The following is a 20,848-nucleotide window of genomic DNA, read 5'->3' on the forward strand; positions in this document are numbered from 1 at the left end:
AGAAGCGTCGGGTCGGTCTCGGTCAACGGCCGGCGCCCGCCCCCGGGGCGACGCACCCGATCGGTCACCGGCGCGCCGCCGGTCAGCTCCGCCATCCCAGCGGTCACGGTCTCCGGGTGCAACCCGCTGGCGCGGGCCACCCGGGCGGTGCCGCCCCGGCCCAGCGAACGTGCCTCGGCCCCCGCCAGCAGCCGACGCTGCCGCTCGTTCAGGTGCGGAAACACGCTGGCGAACTTCTCGGCCAGTGCCTCATCGGACACACCGGTGGTCACCTCACCAAGCTTGACCCCCGAAGCCCAATCCTGGAGTTGATCCCTGCCGGGCCCTTAGGGGTGCAGCTGCCGTCGTGGTGGGACCGCAGGCACCGGATCGGGCTGGTCGCCTCCGGGCGCAGCACGCCCGCCGATGCAGCCGTCACATCCGGCGGTATGGGGCGGGAGGCGCTCGCCGACTTCCGCTGGTCGCTGGCCGTGGGCGAGGACGTGCTCGATGAGGAAGAGATCGCCGAGCTCGTCGCGGCCAAGGCGCCGCTCGTGCGGCTGCGCGGCCGATGGATCGCCGTCGACCCCGACCGGCTGCGCCGCGGCCTGGAGTTTCTGCGGCAGCCCCGCGGCACGGTGGTCACGGCGGCCGAGCTGCTCGTGTTCGCGGCAACCCACGCCGACGACCTCGATCTGCCGCTCCCGATCGTCGACGTGCAGGTCGACGGCTGGGTCGGCGACGTGCTCGCGGGCACCGTCGACCACACGCTGCGCCCCGTCGAGCCGCCCGCCACGTTCGCCGCGCAGCTGCGGCCCTATCAGCGCCGCGGCCTGTCGTGGCTTGCCTTCCTCTCCCGGCTGGGTCTGGGTGCCTGCCTGGCCGACGACATGGGCCTGGGCAAAACGGTCCAACTGCTCGCACTGGAGGCCACCGACCGCGCCGAGGCAGCCGGCGGGGAGCACAGCGCCGTCGGTCCCACGCTGCTGCTGTGCCCGATGTCGCTGGTCGGCAACTGGCAGCGGGAGGCCGGCCGGTTCGCGCCGGCGCTGCGGGTATACGCCCATCACGGCCCCGGCCGGCTGCACGGGAAGGAGCTGGCCGCCCGGGTCGGTGACGTCGACCTCGTGGTCAGCACCTATGGCACCGCCGTCCGGGACGTTGAGGAACTGGCCGCCTACGAGTGGCACCGGCTGGCGCTGGACGAGGCACAGGCGATCAAGAACTCCCAGGCCACGGCCAGCCGGACCGTCCGGCGGCTCTCCGCGCGCCACCGAGTTGCGCTCACCGGCACCCCGCTGGAGAACCGGCTCACCGAGCTGTGGTCGATCATGGACGTGCTCAACCCCGGGCTCCTGGGCAGCGCGGAGAAGTTCCGTTCCCGGTTCGCGATCCCCGTCGAGCGACACGGGAGCGCCGAGGCGGCGCAGCTGCTGCGGCGGTTGACGCGGCCCTACCTGCTGCGGAGGGTCAAGACCGACCCCACGATCATCGACGACCTCCCCGAGAAGATCGAGATCACCCAGGACTACCGACTGACCCGGGAGCAGGCCTCGCTGTACCAGACCGTCGTCGACGACATGATGGAGCGGATCGAGGGCTCCGACGGCATGGAAAGGCGCGGCCGGGTGCTGGCCGCGATGGCGAAACTCAAGCAGGTGTGCAACCACCCGGCCCAGCTGTTGCACGACGGGTCCCCGGTCGGAAAGCGGTCGGGCAAGGTGATCCGGCTGGAGGAGATCCTCACCGAAATCCTGGCCGAGGGCGACAAGGTGCTCTGTTTCACCCAGTTCACCGAGTTCGGCGAGATGCTGGTGCCACACCTATCGGCCCGATTCGACCAGGAGGTGCTCTTCTTGCACGGCGGAGTCCCCCGGAGGCGGCGCGACGAGATGGTAGCCCGGTTCCAAGCCGCCGACGGCCCCGCCGTCTTCATCCTCTCCCTCAAGGCGGGCGGCACCGGGCTGAACCTCACCGCCGCCAACCACGTCGTCCACCTGGATCGCTGGTGGAACCCGGCGGTGGAGAACCAGGCGACCGACCGGGCATTCCGCATCGGCCAGCGACGCACCGTCCAGGTCCGCAAGTTCTGCTGCGCGGGCACCCTCGAGGAGCGCATCGACGCCATGATCCAGAGCAAGCGCGCGCTCGCGGACCTGGTGGTCGGTGACGGCGAGGGTTGGCTGACGGAGCTGTCCACCGCCGAGCTGCGGAAGCTGTTCACCCTGGGCGCGGAGGCGACCGCCGAATGAGCTCTCGCGACGACTGGTACCCGCCCTCGCGGCCCCGCCCCGTCGACGGGGGCCTGCGGACCCGCAGCCGCCGCGGCCAGATCGGGCAGCACTGGTGGTCAGTACGGTTCATCGACGGCCTCGAATCGATCGGCGTGGGCGGCCGGCTCGCCCGCGGCAAGCGTTACGCCCGAGCCGGGCAGGTCATCGAACTCCGCATCGAGACCGGATCCGCGATCGCCCTCGTCCAGGGCAGCAGGCCGCGGCCCTACCGGGTCCGCGTCGGGCTCACCGCCTTCGGGAAGGCCGAGTGGGCCCGCGTCGAACAGGCCTTGGCCGACGACGCCTGGTTCGCGGCGAAGCTGCTGGCCGGAGAGATGCCCCCAGACATCGAGGACGCCTTCGCGGCCGCGGGCCTCTCCCTGTTCCCCACCGGAGTCCGCGACCTCGCCATGGACTGCAGCTGCCCGGACTACGAGGTCCCGTGCAAGCACCTCGCCGCCACGCTGTACCTGCTCGCCGAGTCGTTCGACGACGACCCGTTCGCCGTCCTCGCCCTGCGCGGCCGACCGCGCGACGAGCTCCTGCACAACATCGGCGCCCGCCGCGGCGCCACGGCACCGGGCGTTACCCCTGTCGAATCGCCCGGCGTCCCCCCGCTCGCCGAATTGCTCGACACCTTCTACACGGCGCCTCGGCCGCCGTCGGCCCCGTCTCCCGCCGCGGTCGCCGTCGACAGCCTGCTCGACCAGGTGCCGTCCAGCGGGATCGTCGTCCGGGGGCGTGCCCTCGTTGATCTGCTTCGGCCTGTGTACCGAGCGCTCGGCGACGCCGCAGCAACGGCAACCGAACATCCCGGCCGGGAAATCTCCGATCCCTGAGCCGACCCACGCTGCGCCCTGTCACGTCGTCCGGATCAGCACCGCAGGCGTGTGCGTATGTAGCGTGTCGCCCCTCGGACACTCAGGCAGCCCCGTGGTGACTCACGACGGCTCCACGCGGACTGTCGGCCTCGGACAGACGCCGCCCGACGATCGGGCCGAACAGAAGCGCGGGTCCGCGCGGCCGGCAGGGTAGGGTCACATACGGTCGCTGTTGCGCCTTTGGTTCGTTCTCGGACGTCCGCAGTCGTCACTGCCTGACGTTCCTTCTCGGTCCTTCCGGTCGGTGCGGCGACCCGGGACCGGGGTCTACCGGTCCAGACACCCCCAGCGCGGAATGAGAAGAACATGGCTCAGGGCACTGTGAAATGGTTCAACGCGGAGAAGGGCTTCGGGTTCATCGCCCAGGATGGCGGCGGCGCCGACGTCTTCTGCCACTACTCCGCCATCAGCGGCGACGGCTACAAGTCCCTCGATGAGGGACAGCAGGTCGAGTTCGACGTCACCCAGGGCCAGAAGGGCCCGCAGGCGGAGAACGTCCGCCTCGTCTGATGCCAGGACATGGGGCCGGGGCGCACAGCGGCACGGCCCCATGTCATCTCCGCCCCTTTGGCGCCGACGGTTCATGTCGCGCTCGCGACTGTGTGCGAATGTAGCGAGTCGCCCCTCGGACAGGCAGACAGAACCCCCACGGTCGCTGACCGCGGGGGCTTTGCCGTTCCTACGGTCGATCGGTATCTCGAACGTCACCTCGAGCACCTCGCCGGCTGATGCACGAGACGGGGTCGTGCCGGCGGTCCCCCAGGTCGGACGGCACCTGTCCGTCCCCAGCCCAGACTCCGGGCACTTGACCCCGGCACGAGCGAGAAGCCTCCTCGCCGTTGAACCTGATCTCAGGTGCACGATCATGTCTCAGACGGAGGGACTGCTCGAGCGTGCCGCCGACCGTCGTCCGGCCGACGTGGCCGTCGTACTCGGTCGCGGCGCCGCCGTAGTCGGAGCACACCTCCACGACCCGCTTCGCGTGGGCCCGTCAGGCGGCCGCAGGGTCGGCGGCGACGTCCGGTGCCGGACCGAGGTCGAAGCCCCGCCCGGTGAGGAAGTCGACCAGCCATCGACCAGCCATTGCGACGTCAATCCCCCGCCGGCCGGACCGTTCAGGCCGGTGTCACCTCGTAGATGTGCCCGGCGGCGCGCAGCCGATCGACCAGGACGCCGCCCAGCGCCGTGGCCGGGGTGAGCGAACCCGTGCGGTCGGGTAGCCGGTCGCCGTCCAGGGCCAGCGCCAGGGCGCTCTGGCCAAGCATGACCGCGGTGGCCGCGTATCCCGGATCACCCCGGCCGGCGGCGGTGGCCCGGTAGCACCGGCCGTCCTCGGTCGCCGCGTCGACGACCGTGCGGAACCATCCCTTCCCTCGGGCCGCGGCGCTCGGGCCGCTGCCCGGGTCCGGCAGCAGCCGGTCCAGGACGGCGCGGGCCGGGGGGAAGGACATCGCACCGAAGGCCCCCGCCAACGCGGCCGTGATCCCGACCGCGGCCACTGCGCCCTGCGGCCCACGGCCGCAGCCCATGACCTCGCCGTAGCTCAGCGACCGGCCGTACCGCCAGTTCTGCAGCGCGTTGCTGCGCCGGACGATCCGGGAATTGAACGGGGCCATGACGAACGGCGCGGTCCACCGGCCGTCCGGCGTACGCGCGGGAAGCGCAGCGTCGCGCGGCTGAGGGGTGTCCGGCTCGGCAGCCCGGGCAGGGCTCAGCGCGAACGGGTCAGCCAGGACCCGGCGCAACGACCGATCCCGCCCGACGGCCTCCACCTGGCCGCGCGCCGAGTCGATCGTGCCCCCACTGAACCCGCCGCGGGCCATCGCCACGAGACGGACGTCGCGCAGCCCACCCGCACCATCGACGCCCGCGCGCTCGGCGAGCAACAGGGTCGTGAGGTCGGACGGGACGGAGTCATACCCGCAGGCGTGCACGATCCGGGCCCCGGTCTCCCGCGCGAGCGCGTCAAAGCGGTCGATCGCCTCTCGGACGAACAGCACCTCCCCGCTGAGGTCGGCGTAGTGCGTGCCGGCGCGGGCGCAGGCCTCGACCACCGGCAGCCCGTAGCGGGCGTACGGCCCCACCGTCGTGACCAGCACGCGGGTCTGCGCGGCAAGTTCGGCCAGCGACTCCGGGGCGCCGGAGTCCGCTTCCAGCACCGGCCAGTTCCGCGCAGCGCCGGGAAGCCCGTTGCGGATCTCCTCACACCGGGCCCGGGACCGGCCAGCGAGTGCGATGCGGGTGCCCGGCGGCGCCTGCTCGGCCAGATGGGCAGCCAGCAGTCTCCCCACGAAGCCGCTGGCGCCGTACACGACCAGGTCGTAGGTCCGCACGTCTTCTGTCACCCGGCCATCCTGACGCGTCCGCTCCACGTCCTCTACCGGCGAGACATGGACGCCGACAGCCTGCTGGGGCCGGCGACCCGGCTTTTCCTGACTCCCCCCACGAAGACCCACGTCCGGTGGCCCAGCTGCACCACATTCCGCATGCCACTTCGGACTGAACGGGCGGGGCACGCGGTCGCCGGAGCCATCGTCGCGTCGGCCTGGCCGAGTCAGAGACGGTCGCCGGGTGCCCACGGGCAATCTGGAGTCAAGGCGACGGACCCGCCGCGATCTCTGACCGGGATTGTGCGCGGCCGCGGGCTGCGCCCGACACCACCCCGACGATCGGCGACGCGTCGTGACTTCTCCACCATCTCCACACGTCAGGGATGCCACGCGGGGCCCGGCAGCCGGACGCGGTTCTCCAGGACGGACACGAGATCGCAATGCGACCGGCCGTCGATCGTGCGCCGGGGAAGGGGTAGGGAGCGGGAATGATCCTCGGCCATCGCTCTCGCCGCCGCCCTTCTGGGCGCGCTGGTGTCGCTGCCCCGCGCCCGCATGGTCTCCGACACCACCTGCTCGCCGACCACGGAAGGGAAACCCTCGGCGACCGCACCGCGCTCCCCGGCCGGCGAGGCCACGGTCGCGGAGGGGGAGACGGCGAGGCGATCCTCGACCGGGTCAACGCCGAGCGCGATGCCCGCGGGCTGCCCCCGCTCACCTCGGACGAGGAGCTGGCCGCCGTGGCCCGCGGCTGGAACGTCGAGATGGCGCGGCGAGGTCAGCTGAAGCACCAGGACATCCGGGCGCCGTTGGAGCGCGAGTCGCTCAGCGACCTCGACGGCGTCGGCGTCGGCGTCGGCGTCGGCGTCGGCAAGAACATCTTCCAGGCGACCGGCCCGGTACCGGCCGGGGCCATGCACGCGGGGTGGATGCGTTCCGATGGCCACCGCGTCAACGTCCTCAACCCCGGGTGGGACCGGCTGGGGGTCGCCGTCCTCTGCGCCGAGAACGGCTCGGTGTGGGCGACGCGCGAGTTCGGGCGCAGCGCCGGCGCCGACCTCCCGGAGATCGCCGAGGAGACACCCCCCGCGGAGTCGGTGGTCCCGCCTGAGGACGACGGTCCCCGGTGCGGCTGACTCCCGGGGCCAGGGTCGCCATCCTGCGGCAGCGGTTACGGCGTGGGTGGCAGGCGGTCCCTGCGCCGGTGCAGCAGTTCGTGGGGTGGCTGCGCAGCCCGGAGTTCGTGACGACGAGTTCCAGCCTCGCCTTCTACGCTCTGATCTCGCTACCCCCCATGGTGCTGCTGGGTTTCTGGATCGCCGGCTGGTTCATCGACGAATCCACACTGGCCGACCTCGGCACCGAGGTCGACAGCCGTTCTCCCGACCAGCTCCCCGCGGCCGATGTCCTGCGGGCGCTGATCGAGGTGGCGGCGCGGACCGGGCCGGTCGCGGCCGTGGCGGCGATCTGGCCGGCCACCACCTACGGTGCCGCACTCGCCCGGGCGTTCACCGCCGTCGCTCCGCAGGCGCAGCGCCGGATCCGCGGTTGGCGGGGCCGGCTGCTCGCGCTCGTGCTGATCGCGACCGTGCCCCTGGTGGTGTTCAGCGGGCTGGCGGCGCTGTACCTGGTGCCACAGGTGGTCGGGCAGGGCCGGCTGCTGACCGTCGCCCTGGTAGCGGGTGCGCTGCTGATCCTCGGAGTGATGATCGGGCTGCTGTACTCCCTGTTCCGCCTGCGCGAGACCGGCATCGGCGACGTCGTCGTCGGCGCCGCCACCGCCACTGGACTGGTGAGCGTCACCACGGCCGGCTACGTGCTCTACCTGCAGTACGCCGACTTCACGGAGCGCTACGGCGCCACCGGGTTGGCTACCGCCGTGCTGCTGGGCCTGTGGCTGCTGCTCGGCAACGCCGCGCTGCTGGTCGGCTACCGACTCATGCTCAAGCGGGCGGCTCGCCGGCAGCCGGGCGCGCCAGCCCCCCGACCGGCGGACAAGACCGAACCGGCGTGAGAGACCACCGGAGTGACAGCGGGGGCGCCGAGGCCACAGACGGTCGGCAGGTCAGCGCGCCACAGCGGTGGACCATCGTCGCCGGCCGCGACAGCTGGGCCGCCGACTGGCCTGCCTTCGAGTCCTCATCAGCTCGTGACCGGCGCCTCTGGTCGAGAAGCCCTCATAGAGGCAGCGGACGGATCCGTTGGGCTACGAACCGAGTCGTCCCTCGGACACCGAGTGGAACCCCCACAGCTGTGGCCGGCGGAGAGTTCTTCTGTCTCTGACGTCGGCAAGCCCGCCCGTGCACACCTCGCCGACTTCGCGGTTCCCCAGTACGTCGCGCTCCGCAGTGCTGTGCTACCCCGAAGGCCGGCGGCAAGGTGCTCGACCCCAGGCTGTGCACCGAGACACCGACTGGTGCCCTGCGCTGCGGCGAGCTCCATGGCCGGTCACCAGGACCCTCGAGCCGGCCTCGGGCCAGCCACCCGTCCCGGGCCCCGGAAGAGGTGGCTGCCCCGAGCGGGAGCTCAGCTGGTGAACGCGTTCTTCACCTTGTCGACCACGCTCTCGTGCCCGCCGGGAGCCGCGCCGATCTGCTGCATGATGCCGAGCTCGTCGGTGCTCCCCCACCGCTCCACGATCTGGCCGTTCTCGAACCGGCCGATCTGCAGGCCTCGCACCTCGATCCGCTTGCCGGTCGCCGGGACGCCCTGGAACTCCCCCTGGTGGGTGCCGGTCAGCGTGTACGCGAAGGCGATCTTGTCCTCGTCGACCACGTTCACCAGGGGTTCGAGGTGTGCGTCGGGAAAGGCGGTGCTGAGGGTGCGGAAGAAGGTGCGGTAGCCGGCCCGGCCCGGCCCCTGGCCGGGGGCCGGGTCGTGGTCGACGGCGTCCACGGCGAACAACGTGTCCACGAATGCATCGACGTCGCCGCTGTTCAACAGGGCTGCGGCCTTCTCCTGGGTCGAGGTGTTCTGTTCAACGCTCATCTTTCTCTGCTACCCCCGGCCCCCGGTGAGAGAAACCGGCACCGGGCCGCCGATCTGTGCCACCAGCTCGCGGAGCGGGCCGGCACCCGCGTGAGTCGGCACCCGGGCGGTAGCGGGGCGACATGGCTCTGACCATCGGTCCGCGGCTCCGCGAACGAGCCGAATGCGTTGGGCCGTCGCCCGAGTTCCCCCTCGGACACCGGAGTGTTGAATTCTCGCGGTATCCACGGCCGCGGGGGTCTCCTGTTCTCGCGGCGACGTCTACATGCTGCGGAGACCCGAGGTGCGGCACGACCGTCCAGACCGGCCGTATCGATCGATCGGGCTGGCTGCCCGAGCGGCCGACCCACGCGCGACGGGACGAGAGTGGGACGCGGTCCTCCTCGTCCGCTACCCCTCGCGTGCGGCGTTCAGCCGGATGGTCGCCGACCCCGGTACCAGCAGCTCACCGAGCTGCGCACGCGAGCCCTCACGGAGGCCGTACTCCAGGCGACCAGCGCCTGGTAGGCCGGCTGTCCGTCCACACCGGCGCCTGCCCGCCAGGTCGGTCCTGCGGGCGGGTGCCGGAGCGGATACCCTCCGGGGGTACGTCGTCGGACCCAGGGGGTGGCATGCGCAACGGTCGTTGGTGGGTGCTCCTCCTGCTGAGCGCCGTGTTCGCCATGCACGGCGTCCAGTGCCTCGACGGCGACGGGCCGGCCACATCGGTGCATGCCATGTCCCTGAGCACCTGGGTCCCGGGCCACTCGACCGCCAGTATCACGGCCGAGGCCTCGGATGTTTCTCCCGTCGGCGTCGCGCCGATGAACCTCGCCGGTCCCGACCTACCGGCTTCGGGAACTCTGGACGACGCCGCACACAGCGGTCACCCCGCCGGCTCGATGGAACACCTGTGGGCCGTCTGCCTCGCCGTCCTGTCCGTCGGCCTCGCCGTCTGGCTCGCCGCCCGGGTCGCCCGGCCGGTGACCACCGCGCTGCGGCCGAGCAGGCCCGGCCGGCTCGGCCGAGCGAGCCGCGCCCGACCGCGTCGGCCTCCGGACATCTTCGCTCTCTGCGTGCTGCGGACCTGAGCTGCTGCCGTCGCGCCGCGACAGCCACCTCGGCTGGCAAGACGCCCTCTGGCATGCCGTTCCAGACCCCACACTCAGGAGATCAACCCGCCATGACCGCAACGACCTCGCGGCTGAGCCGCATCGCCGGCGCAGGACTCCTCGCCGGCGCCCTCGCGCTCTCTGCCTGCTCTAACAGCACCGACAACGCCGGCACCGCTGCCGGGATCGCCTCGCCGACCGCCGGCACATCCGTGGACAAGCAGCACAACGCTGCCGACGTGGCGTTCGCGCAGGACATGATCGTCCATCACCAAGCCGCGATCGAGATGGCCGAGGTGGCCGCCTCCCGAGCCCAGAGTCAGGAGATCAAGGACCTGGCGGGCCGGATCGGTGCCGCCCAGGCTCCGGAGATCGATGAGATGACGAGTTGGCTCGCAGCCTGGGGGGAGATGACCTCGGCCGACTCGATGGCCGGCATGGACCACTCACCGATGTCGGGGATGATGACGGACGAGCAGATGCCACGGCTCGAAGGTGCCTCGGGTGCCGACTTCGACCGGATGTTCCTGCGGATGATGACGCCGCACCACCAGGGCGCGATCGACATGGCGCGGACCGAACAGGCCGACGGGTCCAACCCCCAGGCCATCGCTCTGGCGCGGTCGATCGAGGCGTCGCAGACCGCCGAGGTCGCCGAGATGGAACAGCTGCTGCAGACCCTCTGACGCCGAGGCAGTGGAGGGGCCCGGCCGTGCGGCTGGACGTCTCCACTCTCCGGGTGGACGGCGTGGACATCCCCCAGGGCGCCACGATCAAGGACGGCCGGAACTGCTCCGCCGTCGTCACCCAACTCGCCGCGCGCGGTCGTGCAGCAACGCGCGTCCCGCATGATGTTATCCGCACGATCGTCCGGGTATCCGTCGCGCGACCAGCGGGAAGAGGGAAGCGGTGAGCATGTTCCTGGGCATTGCGGTCATGCTGCTGGTGGGCACGGCGGGGGTGGCGATCGCGTACTGGGCCGACCGGGCGACGGCGGTCTCCGCCACACCGGTGACGACCCTGCCATTCGCCTCGGGCTGGCGCCCGCAGGAGCATGCGTTGTCCCGGTTCCACGCCCGCTACTACCCGCTGACCCTGCTGTTCCTGGCCTTCGACGTGGAGATGCTCTACATGTACCCCTGGGTCACCATCGTGGCCCAGGTGGGCACATCGGCGATCGTCGAGATGTTCGCATTCCTCGTCGTCCTGATGGTCGGGGTGCTGTGGGCATGGCGTGAGGGCGCACTCCAGTGGACCTGAGGCAGCGGCTCGCGACGGTCGCCGTTCACCGCACGTCGGCGCTCGTCGTCGAGGTGCCGGGGTGGGCGCGGACCCGGTGGGCCGTCGAACGGGAGGTGCGCCGGCGCGGATGGCGCCTCGCGGTGTCCCCGGCCGACGCCGACCTGCTGGTGACCTGCGGCCGCCCCGGACCCCGCCTGGCCGATGCCCTCGACCTGGTGTGGGCACAGTTGCCCGGGCCGCGCGCCCGGCTCGACGTACCGACCTCGACCGCCGTCGCCGACGCGCTGAACGAGGCTGCGGCGCAGCTCCGCGACGACGAGCGGCAGCGGCGCGATGCAGCCGACCGTCCGGTGGAGCCGGCGATGGGCACGCCGGCCGAGGACGACAGCACTGCCGAGGACGACGGCGACGCGCAGGAGGACGACGACCACGGCGACATGGACATGGGCGGCGACCACGGCGACATGGACATGGACATGGAGCCCGGCGGCATCCCGCTGGCGAGCGGAGGTGGCGGCGACCGGGACGGCCTCGACCTCGACGTCCTGCACGTCCCCCTGGGCCCGGTACTGCCCTGCTGGCCTCCCGGACTCCTGCTGCACTGCACCCTGCACGGCGACGTGGTGGCCGAAGCACGCTTCGAGGTCTTGGGCGCAGCCGCCGGTTCGCCGCCGCCGCGCCGCACGTACCGGACCCCGGCCGACCGGCTCGACCGCGCCGCCCAGCTCCTGACCCTTGCCGGCTGGGACGACGCCGCCACCCAAGCCGCCCGGCTCCGCGACGATCTGCTGGACGCCGCCGACCCCGCCTTCTGCGTCCCCGTCCTGGACCGGCTCACCCGCCGGGTCCGCCGGTCCCGGAGCTTGCGCTGGTCGCTGCGCGGTCTCGGCGACGGGCCGGGCGGGGACGTCTGGGACCGGCTGCTCGAACTCCTCGAGGAGGCGCGGGCGGGACTGGCGGGTCAGCAGCCGGCGGGCTCACCTACTCCCGTCGACGTCGTCCCGGACCTGGTTGCCGGGCTCGAGTTCTCCGCGGTCCGGCTGGTCGTCGCCAGCCTCGATCTCGATCCGACCGCGCAGCACCATCCCCATGCGGTGTCCACATGAGCGAGCTCGCGAGCTCACCGACGAGCACAGCCGGGATCGACGTCGTCCAGACCTCCGCTGCCTGGGCGCCGCTCGCCGCGGTCCTGCTGCTCGCCACCGCCTCCGCTGCCGCGTCGCTGGACGGCGGACTCGCCGCCCGGGCCGAGGGGCGGTCCCTGCGTTCGGGGATGAGCGCGCCATGGGCGGAGACAGCCCGGCTGTTCCGCCAGCGGCGGCGCACGACGCTGGCGGCCGACGTCCTGCTGTGGCGGGTCGGTGGGGCCTCCCTGCTCGTGCTGGCCCTGCTCAAGGTGGCGGTGGTCCCGTTCGGCCGGTGGACGCTCGGGGACCTGTCGGTCGGCGTGGTGTGGTTCAACGCCATGGACGTCGCCGTGTGGGCGGCGGTGTGGCTGGCCGGTTGGGGGCCGAACAGCGCCTCCTCACTCGTCGGGGGCTACCGCTTCCTGGCCCTGGCACTGGCCTACGAGCTGCCGCTGATGTTCGCGCTCACCGCGCCGGCCGTCGGCGCTGGCAGCCTGCGGGTGGGCGATGTGGTCGCCGCCCAGCACGACCTGTGGTTCGTGGTCTGGATGCCGGTGGCGTTCGGGGTCTTCTGCGCCGGTGTGGTGGGCTTCTCCGTGTGGGGGCCGTTGAGCTCCCCGCTCGGTCCGGATCTCGGCGGAGGAGTGCTCGCCGAACTTTCCGGGATCGACCGGTGGCTGGTACTGGCCGGCCGATGGGCGCTGCTCACCGCCGGGTCCGCCTTCGGCGTGACCCTGTTCTGGGGCGGCGGTGCGGGGCCGGCGCTCCCGCCGGAGCTGTGGCTGCTGCTCAAGACCGGTCTGCTGCTCGCCGCGCTGGTGCTGGTGCAGCGGCGACTGCCGACCCTGCGCCCTCCCCGGGTGGTCCGGGCCGCCTGGCTGGTCGTCCTGCCCCTGGTTCTGCTGCAGCTGCTGGTGGTCTCCGTCGTCGTCGTGGGAAGGGGCTGACGTGCTGGACGACGTGGTCTTCTGGGTGCTGGCCGTCGTAGCCGTGGCCGCCGGCGTCGCGGTCTTCCGGGTCGACTCGATGGCCCGGGCCACCTACGCCCTGGCGGTGTCGTTCGTCGCGGTCGGCCTCGTGCTGCTGCTGTTCGACCTGCAGTTCCTCGGAGTCATCACGGTGCTGATGATGGTCATGGAGATGGCGATCATGGCCATCTACATGATCATGTTCATGGGGATGAACCCCGCGCTGATGCCGATGAGCATGGTCCACGCGAAGCGCCCGTCGCTGGCCGTCGCAGTGGTCACCTTCGTCGTCCTCGCGTCCGGGGCCGTGCTCATCCCCTGGCCGAGCCGCCGCGGCGCACCGGCGAGCGACCTCACCGTCTCCCTCGGCCAGGCGCTGATGGGCTCGAAGATGCTGGTGATGATGACCGTCAGCGCGGTCCTGTTCGCCACCATCATCGGCGCGCTCGTCCTGGCGGTCCCCCGGGGGCGCTACGACCGGCTCGGCGACGACCTGCGCGGTCGGGTTGACGCCGACCAGCCGGACGGGGCCGGCCAGTGACGCTGCAGACGGTGCTCCTGGTCGCCGCCGCACTGTTCAGTGTCGGCCTCTACGGCGCCATCTCCCAACAGGTCGTGGTCATGGTCATGATGGGCCTGGAGCTGATGTTGAACGCGGTGGTCCTGGCCGCCGGAGGCTTCTGGTGGTTCCTCTCCCCCGCGCCCGACGGGCAGGTGCTGCTGCTGGTCGTCATCACCGCGATGACCGTGGAGATGGCGATGGGCTTCGCCGTCGCCACCCTGCTGCACCGCACCCGCAACGAGGACATGACCGACATGGCCACGGACCTCGCGCAGTGACCGGAGCCAGCGGGCTCGGCACGGCGCTGCTGTGGGCCGTCGTCGTCCTGCCCTCCGGGGTCGGCGCGGCGCTCTGCCTGACCGGCCGGCGGGCCGACCGGCCGGCACCGGTCGTCGCCGTGCTCACCGCCGCGCTGGTGCTGGTCGGGGCGGTCGCCGTCGCCGTGCTCCGCCCGCGGACGACGGTGCCGTTCCTGCCCCGCGCTCCGTTCGGGCTCGGCGTGGACGCACTGTCGGCCGTGGTCCTGCCGACGGTTGCCACCGTCACCGTCCTGGTGCTGCTGTTCGCCGCGGTCGACATCCGGGAACGTCCGGCCCGCTTCTTCGGCCTGATGCTGCTGTTCGTCGCGGCGGTGGCCATCACGGCCACGGCGACGACGCTCCCGGCGTTGCTGTTCGCCTGGGAGATCATGGGGGCCACCTCCTACGCGCTGATCGGCTTCAGCTGGCGGGAGTCCGACCGGGTCGGTGCGGGCACCACCGCCTTCCTCACCACCCGGACGGCCGACCTCGGGCTCTACCTGGCGGCCGGCGCGGCGCTGGCCGGCGGCTCGGGGCTGGCGCTGGCCGACCTGCCCGGAACGTCGTCGCCGGCGCGGGACGTCGTCGCCGCCGGGGTCCTCGTCGCCGCACTCGGCAAGGCCGCCCAGCTGCCGTTCTCCTTCTGGCTCTCCCGCGCGATGGAAGGGCCCAGCCCGGTCAGCGCCCTGTTGCACTCCGCGGCGATGGTGGCGATGGGCGGGTACCTGCTGCTCCGTACCGCCCCGCTGCTGGAGTCCACCGGCTGGGCCGCGCCGACCGCGGCCTGGGTGGGTGCCCTGACCGCACTGCTGTTGGGTGCCGTGGCGGTCGCGCAGCGCGACCTCAAGCAGCTGCTCGGCGCATCCACCTCCGCTCAGCTCGGTTTCGTGGTGCTCGGTGCCGGGGTGGGCAGCGTCTCCGGCGGCGTCGCGCACCTGGTCGCTCACGCCGCGACCAAGGCGCTGCTGTTCCTCGCCGCCGGTGCCTGGCTGTCCGCGCTCGGCACCAAGCAGCTGTCCGCGCTCCACGGCGCGGCCCGCCGGTGGCCGGTCGTCGGCGGAACTGCCACCGTCGCAGCCCTGTCGCTGGCCGGGGTGGTGCCGCTGTCGCTGTGGGCCACCAAGGACGACGTCCTGGCGGCCGCCATGGGGTCCTCACTGGCCCTGTACCTGGTCGGTCTGGCCGCCGCCGCGCTGTCGGCCGCCTACGCCGGCAAGGTGCTGTGGCTGATCTGGCGTCCGCTCCCCGCCGACGCAGAAGCCGGCTACGACACCGAGGAGGAAGGCACCCGGCGGATCGCGTTGCTGGAGAAGGTCCCGCTGGTCGTCCTGGCCGTCGGGGCGGCCGTCCTCGGGCTGCTGGTGTGGCCGCCGGCCGGGGAGGCACTCCGCCGGGCGCTGGGCGAGGCCGCCGCGGCCCGGCCGACCGTCCCGGAGCTCCTCTCGTCCGCAGTGTTGAGCGTGCTGGTCGTGCTGGCGGTGCGCCGCTGGCGACTGCCCGGACCCCGGTGGGCCGCCTCGTGGCTGGGCCTCGGTACGGCCACCCAGGTGCTCGTCGTCGTCCCGGTGCTGCGGCTGGCCGAGGCGCTGGCCCGGCTCGACGACCGGGTGATCGACCGGGCCGTGGACGGTTCGGCGCGCATGTCCTTGCGGGCCGCCGATGTCGTGGCCGAGGCGGACGACGTGGGGTTCGACGGCGCCGCCGAAGGGGTTGCGGCGGGCACCCGGCGGCTGGGCGCGCTGGCCCGCCGCACGCAGACCGGCCAGCTGCACCAGTACTACGTCCAGGCCACCGTGGTGCTCGCCGCCGCGCTGGCCCTCCTGCTGGCGGTGAGGTAGCCCGTGCTCGGTCCGATCGTGTTCCTGCCGCTGGCCGCGGCCGCCGTGCTCGCGGCCGTCCGCCGGATGCCGGACGGCGTGGCGCGGTGGTCCTGGGTCGCGGTCACGGTCGCCGAGCTGGCGCTCGTGTCGGTGGCGATCGCCCGCTACGACACCCCGGCCGGCGGCGGGCTGGCATTCGAGCAGCAGGTGCCGTGGATCCCGTCGGTGAACAGCAGCTACCACGTCGGCGTGGACGGGCTGTCACTGCCGCTGGTCGCACTCACCGCCGTGGTGTTCTGCGCCTGCGCGGTCTACGCACTCCGGGAGGACCGCCGGCCCAGGGCGCAGGCGGCGCTGTTCCTCTTCCTGCAGTCGGTCTGCCTCGGGGTCTTCGTCGCCCAGGACCTGATCCTGTTCTTCGTCTTCTTCGACCTGTCGATCGTCGGCATGTACTTCGCCATCGCCGGCTGGGGTCATGGCAACGCGGCCCGGTCGGCGTTGAAGTTCTTCCTCTACACGTTCATGGGCAGCCTGGCCCTGCTGGTCGGTTTCATCGGCCTGTACCTGGCCGCCGACCCGCACACCTTCGACATCCCCGAGCTCGCCGCGGCCGCCCCGCTGGCCGACAGCCCGGTGGTCGGCGGGCTGGTGCTGGCCGCCGTCCTGGTGGGGCTGGCGGTGAAGACGCCGACCGTGCCCTTCCACACCTGGCTGCCGCCGGCGCACACCGACGCCTCGGCCGTCGGCTCCGCCGTGCTGGCCGGCGTCCTGCTCAAGCTCGGCACCTACGGCTTCGTCCGGATCGCGATGCCGCTGCTGCCGCACGCCTGGCAGGGCTGGTCGTGGGTCATCCTCACCATCGGCATCATCTCGGTGCTGTACGGCGCGCTGGTGGCCCTGGCCCAGACCAACGTCAAGCGGATGATCGCCTACACGTCGGTGAACCACATGGGCTACGTCGTCGTGGGGGTCGGTGCGGCGGGGATCGTCTCCGGTGGCGCGCAGGCGCGCGAGCTGGCGGTCACCGGCGCGGTCACCCAGATGGTGAGCCACGGGTTGATCACCGCAGCCCTGTTCCTGCTCGCCGGCCTGCTGCAGGACCGGACGGGCAGCTACGACATGGCCGACTACGGCGGGCTGGCGAAGCCCGCGCCCCGCTACTCAGGGCTGTTCGCGGTGGCGGCCTTCGCCTCCCTCGGACTACCGGCGTTCAGCGGGTTCATCGCGGAGTTCCAGGTCTTCACCGGCAGCATCGGCGCCACCTGGATCGCCGCGCTGGCCCTGCCCGGCATTCTGATCACCGCAGCCCTCTTCCTGCGCGCCGTGCAGCGGCTGCTCACCGGACCCACCGCAGGGCGGTCGGGCGGTTTCGCCGACGTCGGTGTCCGCGAGGGCGTGGCGATCGGCGGGCTGCTCGTCCTGGCGTTGGTCATCGGCGTCGTCCCCGGGCCGTTGCTGGACCTGATCACGCCGGCGTCGCAGACCGTCGTGGACCTGGTGAGCCGGTGAACGAAGACCCCCTGGCGCTGCTGCCGGAGATCGCGCTGCTCGCCGGAGCCGTGCTGAGCCTGCTCTCGGGCAGCTTCCTGCCCCGGCGCCGTCAGTGGGTCGCCCGGCTGATCGCCGTGGCCGCGCTGCTCACGGCCGGCGTCGGCGCGGCCCTGACCGTGGGCGGCCCGACCCGCACGGTCTTCGATGCGTTTGCCCTGGACGCGGCGAATGGGATCGTGCGGCTGGTCGTCGTCGCCGCCACGCTGCTGGTGATCGGACTGGGCGTCGACGAGCTGGCCGGTACCACGCGGGAGAGCGAGACCTACGCCCTGCTGTTGCTCTCGGCGCTGGGTGCCGTGGTAGTGGCCAGCACGACCGACCTGCTGGTGCTGCTGGTGAGCTTCCTGCTGGGGAGCATCCCGCTGTACGGGCTGATCGGGATGGCCCGCTCCCCCGGATCGGCCGAGGCCGCGTTGAAGACCTACCTGCTCGGGGCGCTGTTCGGCATCCTGCTGATGCTCGGGATCACGGTCCTCTACGGCGTGGGGGGATCCACCTCCTACGGGCAGCTCGCCGCCGGCCTCCGGAACGCACCGCCCGCCGCCGTGGCCGCCGGCGTCGTCGGTGTGCTGGCCGGCCTGTTGTTCAAGGCCGGCGGCGTGCCCGGGCACTTCTGGGTGCCCGACGCCACCCAGGCGGCGGGGACGACGGCGTCCGCCTTCCTCACCACCGTGCCCAAGGTCGGCGCTCTCGTGGCCCTCTACCGGCTGGTCATGGTGCTGCCCGGCTCGGTCGACTGGCCGCTGCTCGTCGCGGTGCTCGCCGCCCTCACCATGACGCTGGGCAACCTCGCCGCCTTCGCGCAGACCGACGTCCGGCGCCTGCTCGGCTGGTCGACGGTCAGCCAAGTGGGCTACCTCCTGCTCCCGGTGGCCGTCGCGGGGCGCAGCGCGCAGGCCCTGCCCTCCTTGCTGCTCTACCTGGGCTGCTACGCCGTCACCAATCTGACCGCCTTCGCTGTCGTCGCGGCCCTTCCCCGGCGCCGCACCCTGGAGGAGTACCAGGGCATGGCAGCCGGGCACCGCTGGCTCGGGGCCGCCCTGCTGCTCAGCCTGCTCAGCCTGGTGGGCACGCCGCCCACCGCCGTCTTCATCGGGAAGCTGACGGTCTTCAGCGCCGCCTGGGACGGTGGCTTCGCGTGGTTGGTCGTCGTGGCCGCGGCCAACACGGTGGCCAGCCTCTTCTACTACCTGCGGTGGATCGCGCCCGCCTTCCGGGGTGGGCCGGCACCGCCGGCCGGGGAACGCCGCCCGTTCGCCGCCGGTGCCGCCGTTCTCGCCGGCGGGAGCGTCCTGGCGCTGGGCCTGGCCGCGGGCCTGGTCTCCTCGCTGGTGGAGGGGCCGCTCGCCGGCTGACCGGCTCAGGTGGGTGGTTCCTCGTCGTCGGGTGTCGACTGGTGCGACAGCTCCACCAGCCTGGCCAGGCAGTGCTCCCGCAAGGGTTCCGGAAAGCCCTCGGCCAGCCGGTAGTAGATGACCCGGCCGTCCCGGCGGTAGGTGACCAGACCGGCCGTGCGCAGGACCCGGAGGCCGTAGCTGGCCGCGTCCTCGTTGATCTCTAGCGCGAGCGCCAGGTCGCCGACGCACAGCTCGTCGACGACGTCCAGTGCATACAGCAGCCGCGCTCGGGTGGGATCAGCGATCAGGCTGAGCACGCTGGTCAACCGAGCAGCGTCGTCCCGGGACGGCAGGCGCCTCCGGGCGACCGCGACCCGTTCGGGGTCGACGGGATGGGCGTGGTCGAGGGGCTCCGCGGGCGAGTCCATGTCGCCTGTGTAGCCACGGGATGCCGTGCTCATGCTTGTCGCGGAACCACCACTCGTGGACGGCGGCCGTCTGGGTGGACGTCGGAGCACGCGCCGACCTGCAGACCCGCCACGACATCGCCGTGCAGTTCATCGCCTACGAGATCGAACACGGCTACGGGGTCACGCCCGTGGACGAGCTGCCCCCGGGCGGGGCGTAGCCGGTCGAGTCGCGCAGCCCGTCCGCGACGAGCGGAACCGGCGGTGGAGTCTGCCGTGGAACGACCGTCAACCCGCCCTTCCCTTCGTACAGCACGTACTGGAGTTGTCGGACATCGAACACCCCGCGCTGGCGGAGTTCCGCGTAGAGGTCGTTGTCGGTCAGCCCGCAGCGCCGCAGCTGCCCCCGCCGGACCTGGCCGTCGGCGACCAGCACGCGCACCCGGTAGTCGATGAGCTTGCCCAGCAGTGGCTGGAAGCGCAGCAGGCTGGCCAACCGGTGCGCCGCGACGATCGTCAGCAGGGCAACCGCACCGGTGGCGTAGGACTGGGAGTCCGCGACGGCGGTACGTCCGATGATCGCTCCGCTCGCGACTGCGGCGGCGAAGTCGATGATGGTCCACTGGGCCAGGGTCCGGCGCTGAGCCAGCCGGAGCGCCACGAGAGCTGTGCCGTACATCAGGGCGGCCCTCGCGGCCACGACGGCGAGCTCGGACCACGAGCTGGTCAACCAGGACATCCGTTCCTCCCCTTCGAATGGCGGTGGCCCCGCCCGCCTGCACCCTGGCACCGCGCCGGCGCGCGTGCCGGACGGCGCAGGCCCCGATCGTGGGGCCACCGCGGCTCCTGGCGCTGCGTCCCGCCCGCCAACTGGGGCGCGGGGATCACGTCGTCCAGCTACACCGACGTGCTCGCCGCGCTGGGCGTCCTGCTCACCGTGGTCTGTTCGGGGGGCCTGCCCTTCCGCCCGCAGGGGCAGGTGCTGCGGGCGGCCGTCGACTCACTGGTGGCTCAACGGCACCGCCGCACGCTGTCCCGCGGCGCGCGGACGGGACCTCGTCTCCCTTTCCGTGCCCCGCTGCTGTCCCGGTGCGAGGATCAGCCGCATGACCCACGGCAAGGCGGTCCAGCAGGAACTGCGTGATCCGTCGCGTGCGCTCCGTCGCGAGATACCGGGGGGTCTACGAGGGGTACGGACAGCTGCACGCCGCCGCCTTCGCCCCTGGGGCGCTGGACGCCAAGACCAAGGAGCTGATCGCACTGGCCATCGCGGTGAGCACGCAGTGCGACGGCTGCATCGCCTCGCATGCGCGCGGTGCGGCCCGCCAGGGGACGACGTCGGCGGAGGTTGCCGAGGCGCTCGGCGTCGCGATCGCTCTTGGCGGCGGGCCTGGCACGGTGTACGGCGCGCGCGCCTTCGCTGCCTTCCAGGAGTTCTCCGAGCCGACCGGCGCCGACCGGCCGGCGCCGTCGACGGCCGTGCAGGGCTGACGCGGCCGGCCTCGGCCGACCGTCAGGGTGAGCAGGTCGCTCGCCCAGCGGACGGCGCCGTCGTAGTCGCTGCGGGTGGGCCGGCGCGGTCGCGGCCACCGTCGGGTGGGACCCGATTCTGCTGGCCATGGTGAGCCGGGTCGTGGCCTATGGGCCCGGCAGGGATCAACTCCAGGATTGGGCTTCGGGGGTCAAGCTTGGTGAGGTGACCACCGGTGTGTCCGATGAGGCACTGGCCGAGAAGTTCGCCAGCGTGTTTCCGCACCTGAACGAGCGGCAGCGTCGGCTGCTGGCGGGGGCCGAGGCACGTTCGCTGGGCCGGGGCGGCACCGCCCGGGTGGCCCGCGCCAGCGGGTTGCACCCGGAGACCGTGACCGCTGGGATGGCGGAGCTGACCGGCGGCGCGCCGGTGACCGATCGGGTGCGTCGCCCCGGGGGCGGGCGCCGGCCGTTGACCGAGACCGACCCGACGCTTCTCACCGATCTGCAGCGGCTGGTCGAC

At 72.4% G+C, this 20,848-nt stretch carries 21 protein-coding genes and 2 pseudogenes; 18 read left to right on the top strand and 5 right to left on the bottom strand.

The window, feature by feature from the left end; genetic code table 11:
* A pseudogene (locus tag BLW04_RS26185) lies at nt 1–272 on the bottom strand (ISAzo13 family transposase); the annotation flags it as partial.
* A 60-nt stretch (nt 273–332) separates the two neighbouring features.
* Here BLW04_RS26185 and BLW04_RS21500 point away from each other — a divergent pair.
* From BLW04_RS21500 to BLW04_RS21510, 3 genes are all read left to right on the top strand, one after another.
* Entirely contained in the window at nt 333–2,231 is a 1,899-nt protein-coding gene (locus BLW04_RS21500; RefSeq protein ID WP_254781863.1) for a DEAD/DEAH box helicase, read from the top strand.
* Nucleotides 2,228–3,091, top strand: coding sequence for an SWIM zinc finger family protein (locus BLW04_RS21505; RefSeq protein ID WP_091547245.1), 864 nt, complete (start codon nt 2,228–2,230; stop codon nt 3,089–3,091). Before BLW04_RS21500 ends, BLW04_RS21505 begins: the two co-directional genes overlap by 4 nt.
* A 348-nt stretch (nt 3,092–3,439) precedes the next feature.
* A complete protein-coding gene (locus BLW04_RS21510) occupies nt 3,440–3,643 on the top strand; it encodes a cold-shock protein (RefSeq protein ID WP_091547248.1) in 204 nt (67 codons plus the stop codon).
* 605 nt (nt 3,644–4,248) lie between these two features.
* Here BLW04_RS21510 and BLW04_RS21515 read toward each other — a convergent pair.
* Nucleotides 4,249–5,478 (bottom strand): saccharopine dehydrogenase family protein, encoded by a 1,230-nt coding sequence (locus BLW04_RS21515; RefSeq protein WP_091547251.1) that lies wholly within the window; start codon nt 5,476–5,478, stop codon nt 4,249–4,251.
* 473 nt (nt 5,479–5,951) lie between these two features.
* Between BLW04_RS21515 and BLW04_RS21520 the strand changes: the two genes are divergently transcribed.
* Both BLW04_RS21520 and BLW04_RS21525 read left to right on the top strand, forming a co-directional pair.
* Nucleotides 5,952–6,599: a CAP domain-containing protein gene (locus tag BLW04_RS21520; protein ID WP_254781864.1), complete on the top strand. Its 648-nt coding sequence runs from the start codon at nt 5,952–5,954 to the stop codon at nt 6,597–6,599.
* 68 nt (nt 6,600–6,667) lie between these two features.
* Entirely contained in the window at nt 6,668–7,477 is an 810-nt protein-coding gene (locus BLW04_RS21525; protein WP_175484195.1) for a YihY/virulence factor BrkB family protein, read from the top strand.
* Between the two features lie 512 nt (nt 7,478–7,989).
* Here BLW04_RS21525 and BLW04_RS21530 read toward each other — a convergent pair.
* Nucleotides 7,990–8,451 (bottom strand): ester cyclase, encoded by a 462-nt coding sequence (locus BLW04_RS21530; RefSeq protein ID WP_091547256.1) that lies wholly within the window; start codon nt 8,449–8,451, stop codon nt 7,990–7,992.
* 611 nt (nt 8,452–9,062) lie between these two features.
* On the opposite strand from BLW04_RS21530, the gene BLW04_RS21535 reads away from it, so the two are divergent.
* The 10 genes from BLW04_RS21535 (at nt 9,063) to BLW04_RS21580 (ending at nt 18,466) form a co-directional block, all read left to right on the top strand.
* Nucleotides 9,063–9,521: a DUF6153 family protein gene (locus BLW04_RS21535; RefSeq protein WP_091547258.1), complete on the top strand. Its 459-nt coding sequence runs from the start codon at nt 9,063–9,065 to the stop codon at nt 9,519–9,521.
* A gap of 92 nt (nt 9,522–9,613) precedes the next feature.
* Entirely contained in the window at nt 9,614–10,228 is a 615-nt protein-coding gene (locus BLW04_RS21540) for a DUF305 domain-containing protein (protein WP_091547261.1), read from the top strand.
* 229 nt (nt 10,229–10,457) lie between these two features.
* On the top strand, nt 10,458–10,802 hold the full coding sequence (locus BLW04_RS21545; protein WP_091547287.1) for an NADH-quinone oxidoreductase subunit A: 345 nt from the start codon (nt 10,458–10,460) through the stop codon (nt 10,800–10,802).
* Nucleotides 10,793–11,890, top strand: a complete 1,098-nt coding sequence (locus BLW04_RS21550; RefSeq protein WP_217631171.1) for a hypothetical protein — start codon at nt 10,793–10,795, stop codon at nt 11,888–11,890. Before BLW04_RS21545 ends, BLW04_RS21550 begins: the two co-directional genes overlap by 10 nt.
* Entirely contained in the window at nt 11,887–12,858 is a 972-nt protein-coding gene (locus BLW04_RS21555) for an NADH-quinone oxidoreductase subunit H (protein ID WP_091547264.1), read from the top strand. Before BLW04_RS21550 ends, BLW04_RS21555 begins: the two co-directional genes overlap by 4 nt.
* A 1-nt stretch (nt 12,859) precedes the next feature.
* The gene (locus tag BLW04_RS21560; RefSeq protein WP_091547267.1) at nt 12,860–13,420 is read left to right on the top strand and encodes an NADH-quinone oxidoreductase subunit J; all 561 of its coding nucleotides are present in this window, start codon (nt 12,860–12,862) and stop codon (nt 13,418–13,420) included.
* On the top strand, nt 13,417–13,719 hold the full coding sequence (locus BLW04_RS21565) for an NADH-quinone oxidoreductase subunit NuoK (protein ID WP_091547273.1): 303 nt from the start codon (nt 13,417–13,419) through the stop codon (nt 13,717–13,719). The genes BLW04_RS21560 and BLW04_RS21565 overlap by 4 nt, the downstream gene beginning before the upstream one ends.
* Nucleotides 13,716–15,578: a proton-conducting transporter transmembrane domain-containing protein gene (locus BLW04_RS21570; RefSeq protein WP_217631172.1), complete on the top strand. Its 1,863-nt coding sequence runs from the start codon at nt 13,716–13,718 to the stop codon at nt 15,576–15,578. Before BLW04_RS21565 ends, BLW04_RS21570 begins: the two co-directional genes overlap by 4 nt.
* Before the next feature lie 3 nt (nt 15,579–15,581).
* Nucleotides 15,582–17,069, top strand: coding sequence for a complex I subunit 4 family protein (locus BLW04_RS21575; RefSeq protein WP_091547276.1), 1,488 nt, complete (start codon nt 15,582–15,584; stop codon nt 17,067–17,069).
* Entirely contained in the window at nt 17,066–18,466 is a 1,401-nt protein-coding gene (locus tag BLW04_RS21580) for an NADH-quinone oxidoreductase subunit N (RefSeq protein ID WP_091547278.1), read from the top strand. Before BLW04_RS21575 ends, BLW04_RS21580 begins: the two co-directional genes overlap by 4 nt.
* A gap of 5 nt (nt 18,467–18,471) precedes the next feature.
* On the opposite strand, the gene BLW04_RS21585 is transcribed toward BLW04_RS21580, so the two are convergent.
* Nucleotides 18,472–18,876, bottom strand: a complete 405-nt coding sequence (locus tag BLW04_RS21585) for an ArsR/SmtB family transcription factor (protein ID WP_091547281.1) — start codon at nt 18,874–18,876, stop codon at nt 18,472–18,474.
* A gap of 35 nt (nt 18,877–18,911) precedes the next feature.
* On the opposite strand from BLW04_RS21585, the gene BLW04_RS27025 reads away from it, so the two are divergent.
* Entirely contained in the window at nt 18,912–19,076 is a 165-nt protein-coding gene (locus tag BLW04_RS27025; protein WP_175484196.1) for a hypothetical protein, read from the top strand.
* Here the strand turns inward: BLW04_RS27025 and BLW04_RS21590 are convergent.
* Entirely contained in the window at nt 19,031–19,594 is a 564-nt protein-coding gene (locus BLW04_RS21590) for a DUF421 domain-containing protein (protein ID WP_091547284.1), read from the bottom strand. The genes BLW04_RS27025 and BLW04_RS21590 overlap by 46 nt on opposite strands.
* 413 nt (nt 19,595–20,007) lie before the next feature.
* On the opposite strand from BLW04_RS21590, the gene BLW04_RS21595 reads away from it, so the two are divergent.
* Complete coding sequence (locus tag BLW04_RS21595; protein WP_217631173.1) at nt 20,008–20,346, top strand: carboxymuconolactone decarboxylase family protein; 339 nt, start codon at nt 20,008–20,010, stop codon at nt 20,344–20,346.
* Nucleotides 20,347–20,551: 205 nt separating this feature from the next.
* Nucleotides 20,552–20,848, top strand: a pseudogene (locus BLW04_RS21600) (ISAzo13 family transposase); the annotation flags it as partial.

It is taken from the genome of Modestobacter sp. DSM 44400 (genome assembly GCF_900107175.1).
Taxonomy (GTDB): domain Bacteria; phylum Actinomycetota; class Actinomycetes; order Mycobacteriales; family Geodermatophilaceae; genus Modestobacter.

Coding starts and splice junctions, on each gene's coding strand:
- BLW04_RS21540 (WP_091547261.1), top strand. CDS start 9,614: ATGACCGCAACGACCTCGCGGCTGAGCCGCATCGCCGGCGCAGGACTC.
- BLW04_RS21520 (WP_254781864.1), top strand. CDS start 5,952: ATGATCCTCGGCCATCGCTCTCGCCGCCGCCCTTCTGGGCGCGCTGGT.
- BLW04_RS21545 (WP_091547287.1), top strand. CDS start 10,458: ATGTTCCTGGGCATTGCGGTCATGCTGCTGGTGGGCACGGCGGGGGTG.
- BLW04_RS21505 (WP_091547245.1), top strand. CDS start 2,228: ATGAGCTCTCGCGACGACTGGTACCCGCCCTCGCGGCCCCGCCCCGTC.
- BLW04_RS21590 (WP_091547284.1), bottom strand. CDS start 19,594: ATGTCCTGGTTGACCAGCTCGTGGTCCGAGCTCGCCGTCGTGGCCGCG.
- BLW04_RS21585 (WP_091547281.1), bottom strand. CDS start 18,876: ATGGACTCGCCCGCGGAGCCCCTCGACCACGCCCATCCCGTCGACCCC.
- BLW04_RS21530 (WP_091547256.1), bottom strand. CDS start 8,451: ATGAGCGTTGAACAGAACACCTCGACCCAGGAGAAGGCCGCAGCCCTG.
- BLW04_RS21555 (WP_091547264.1), top strand. CDS start 11,887: ATGAGCGAGCTCGCGAGCTCACCGACGAGCACAGCCGGGATCGACGTC.
- BLW04_RS21535 (WP_091547258.1), top strand. CDS start 9,063: ATGCGCAACGGTCGTTGGTGGGTGCTCCTCCTGCTGAGCGCCGTGTTC.
- BLW04_RS21510 (WP_091547248.1), top strand. CDS start 3,440: ATGGCTCAGGGCACTGTGAAATGGTTCAACGCGGAGAAGGGCTTCGGG.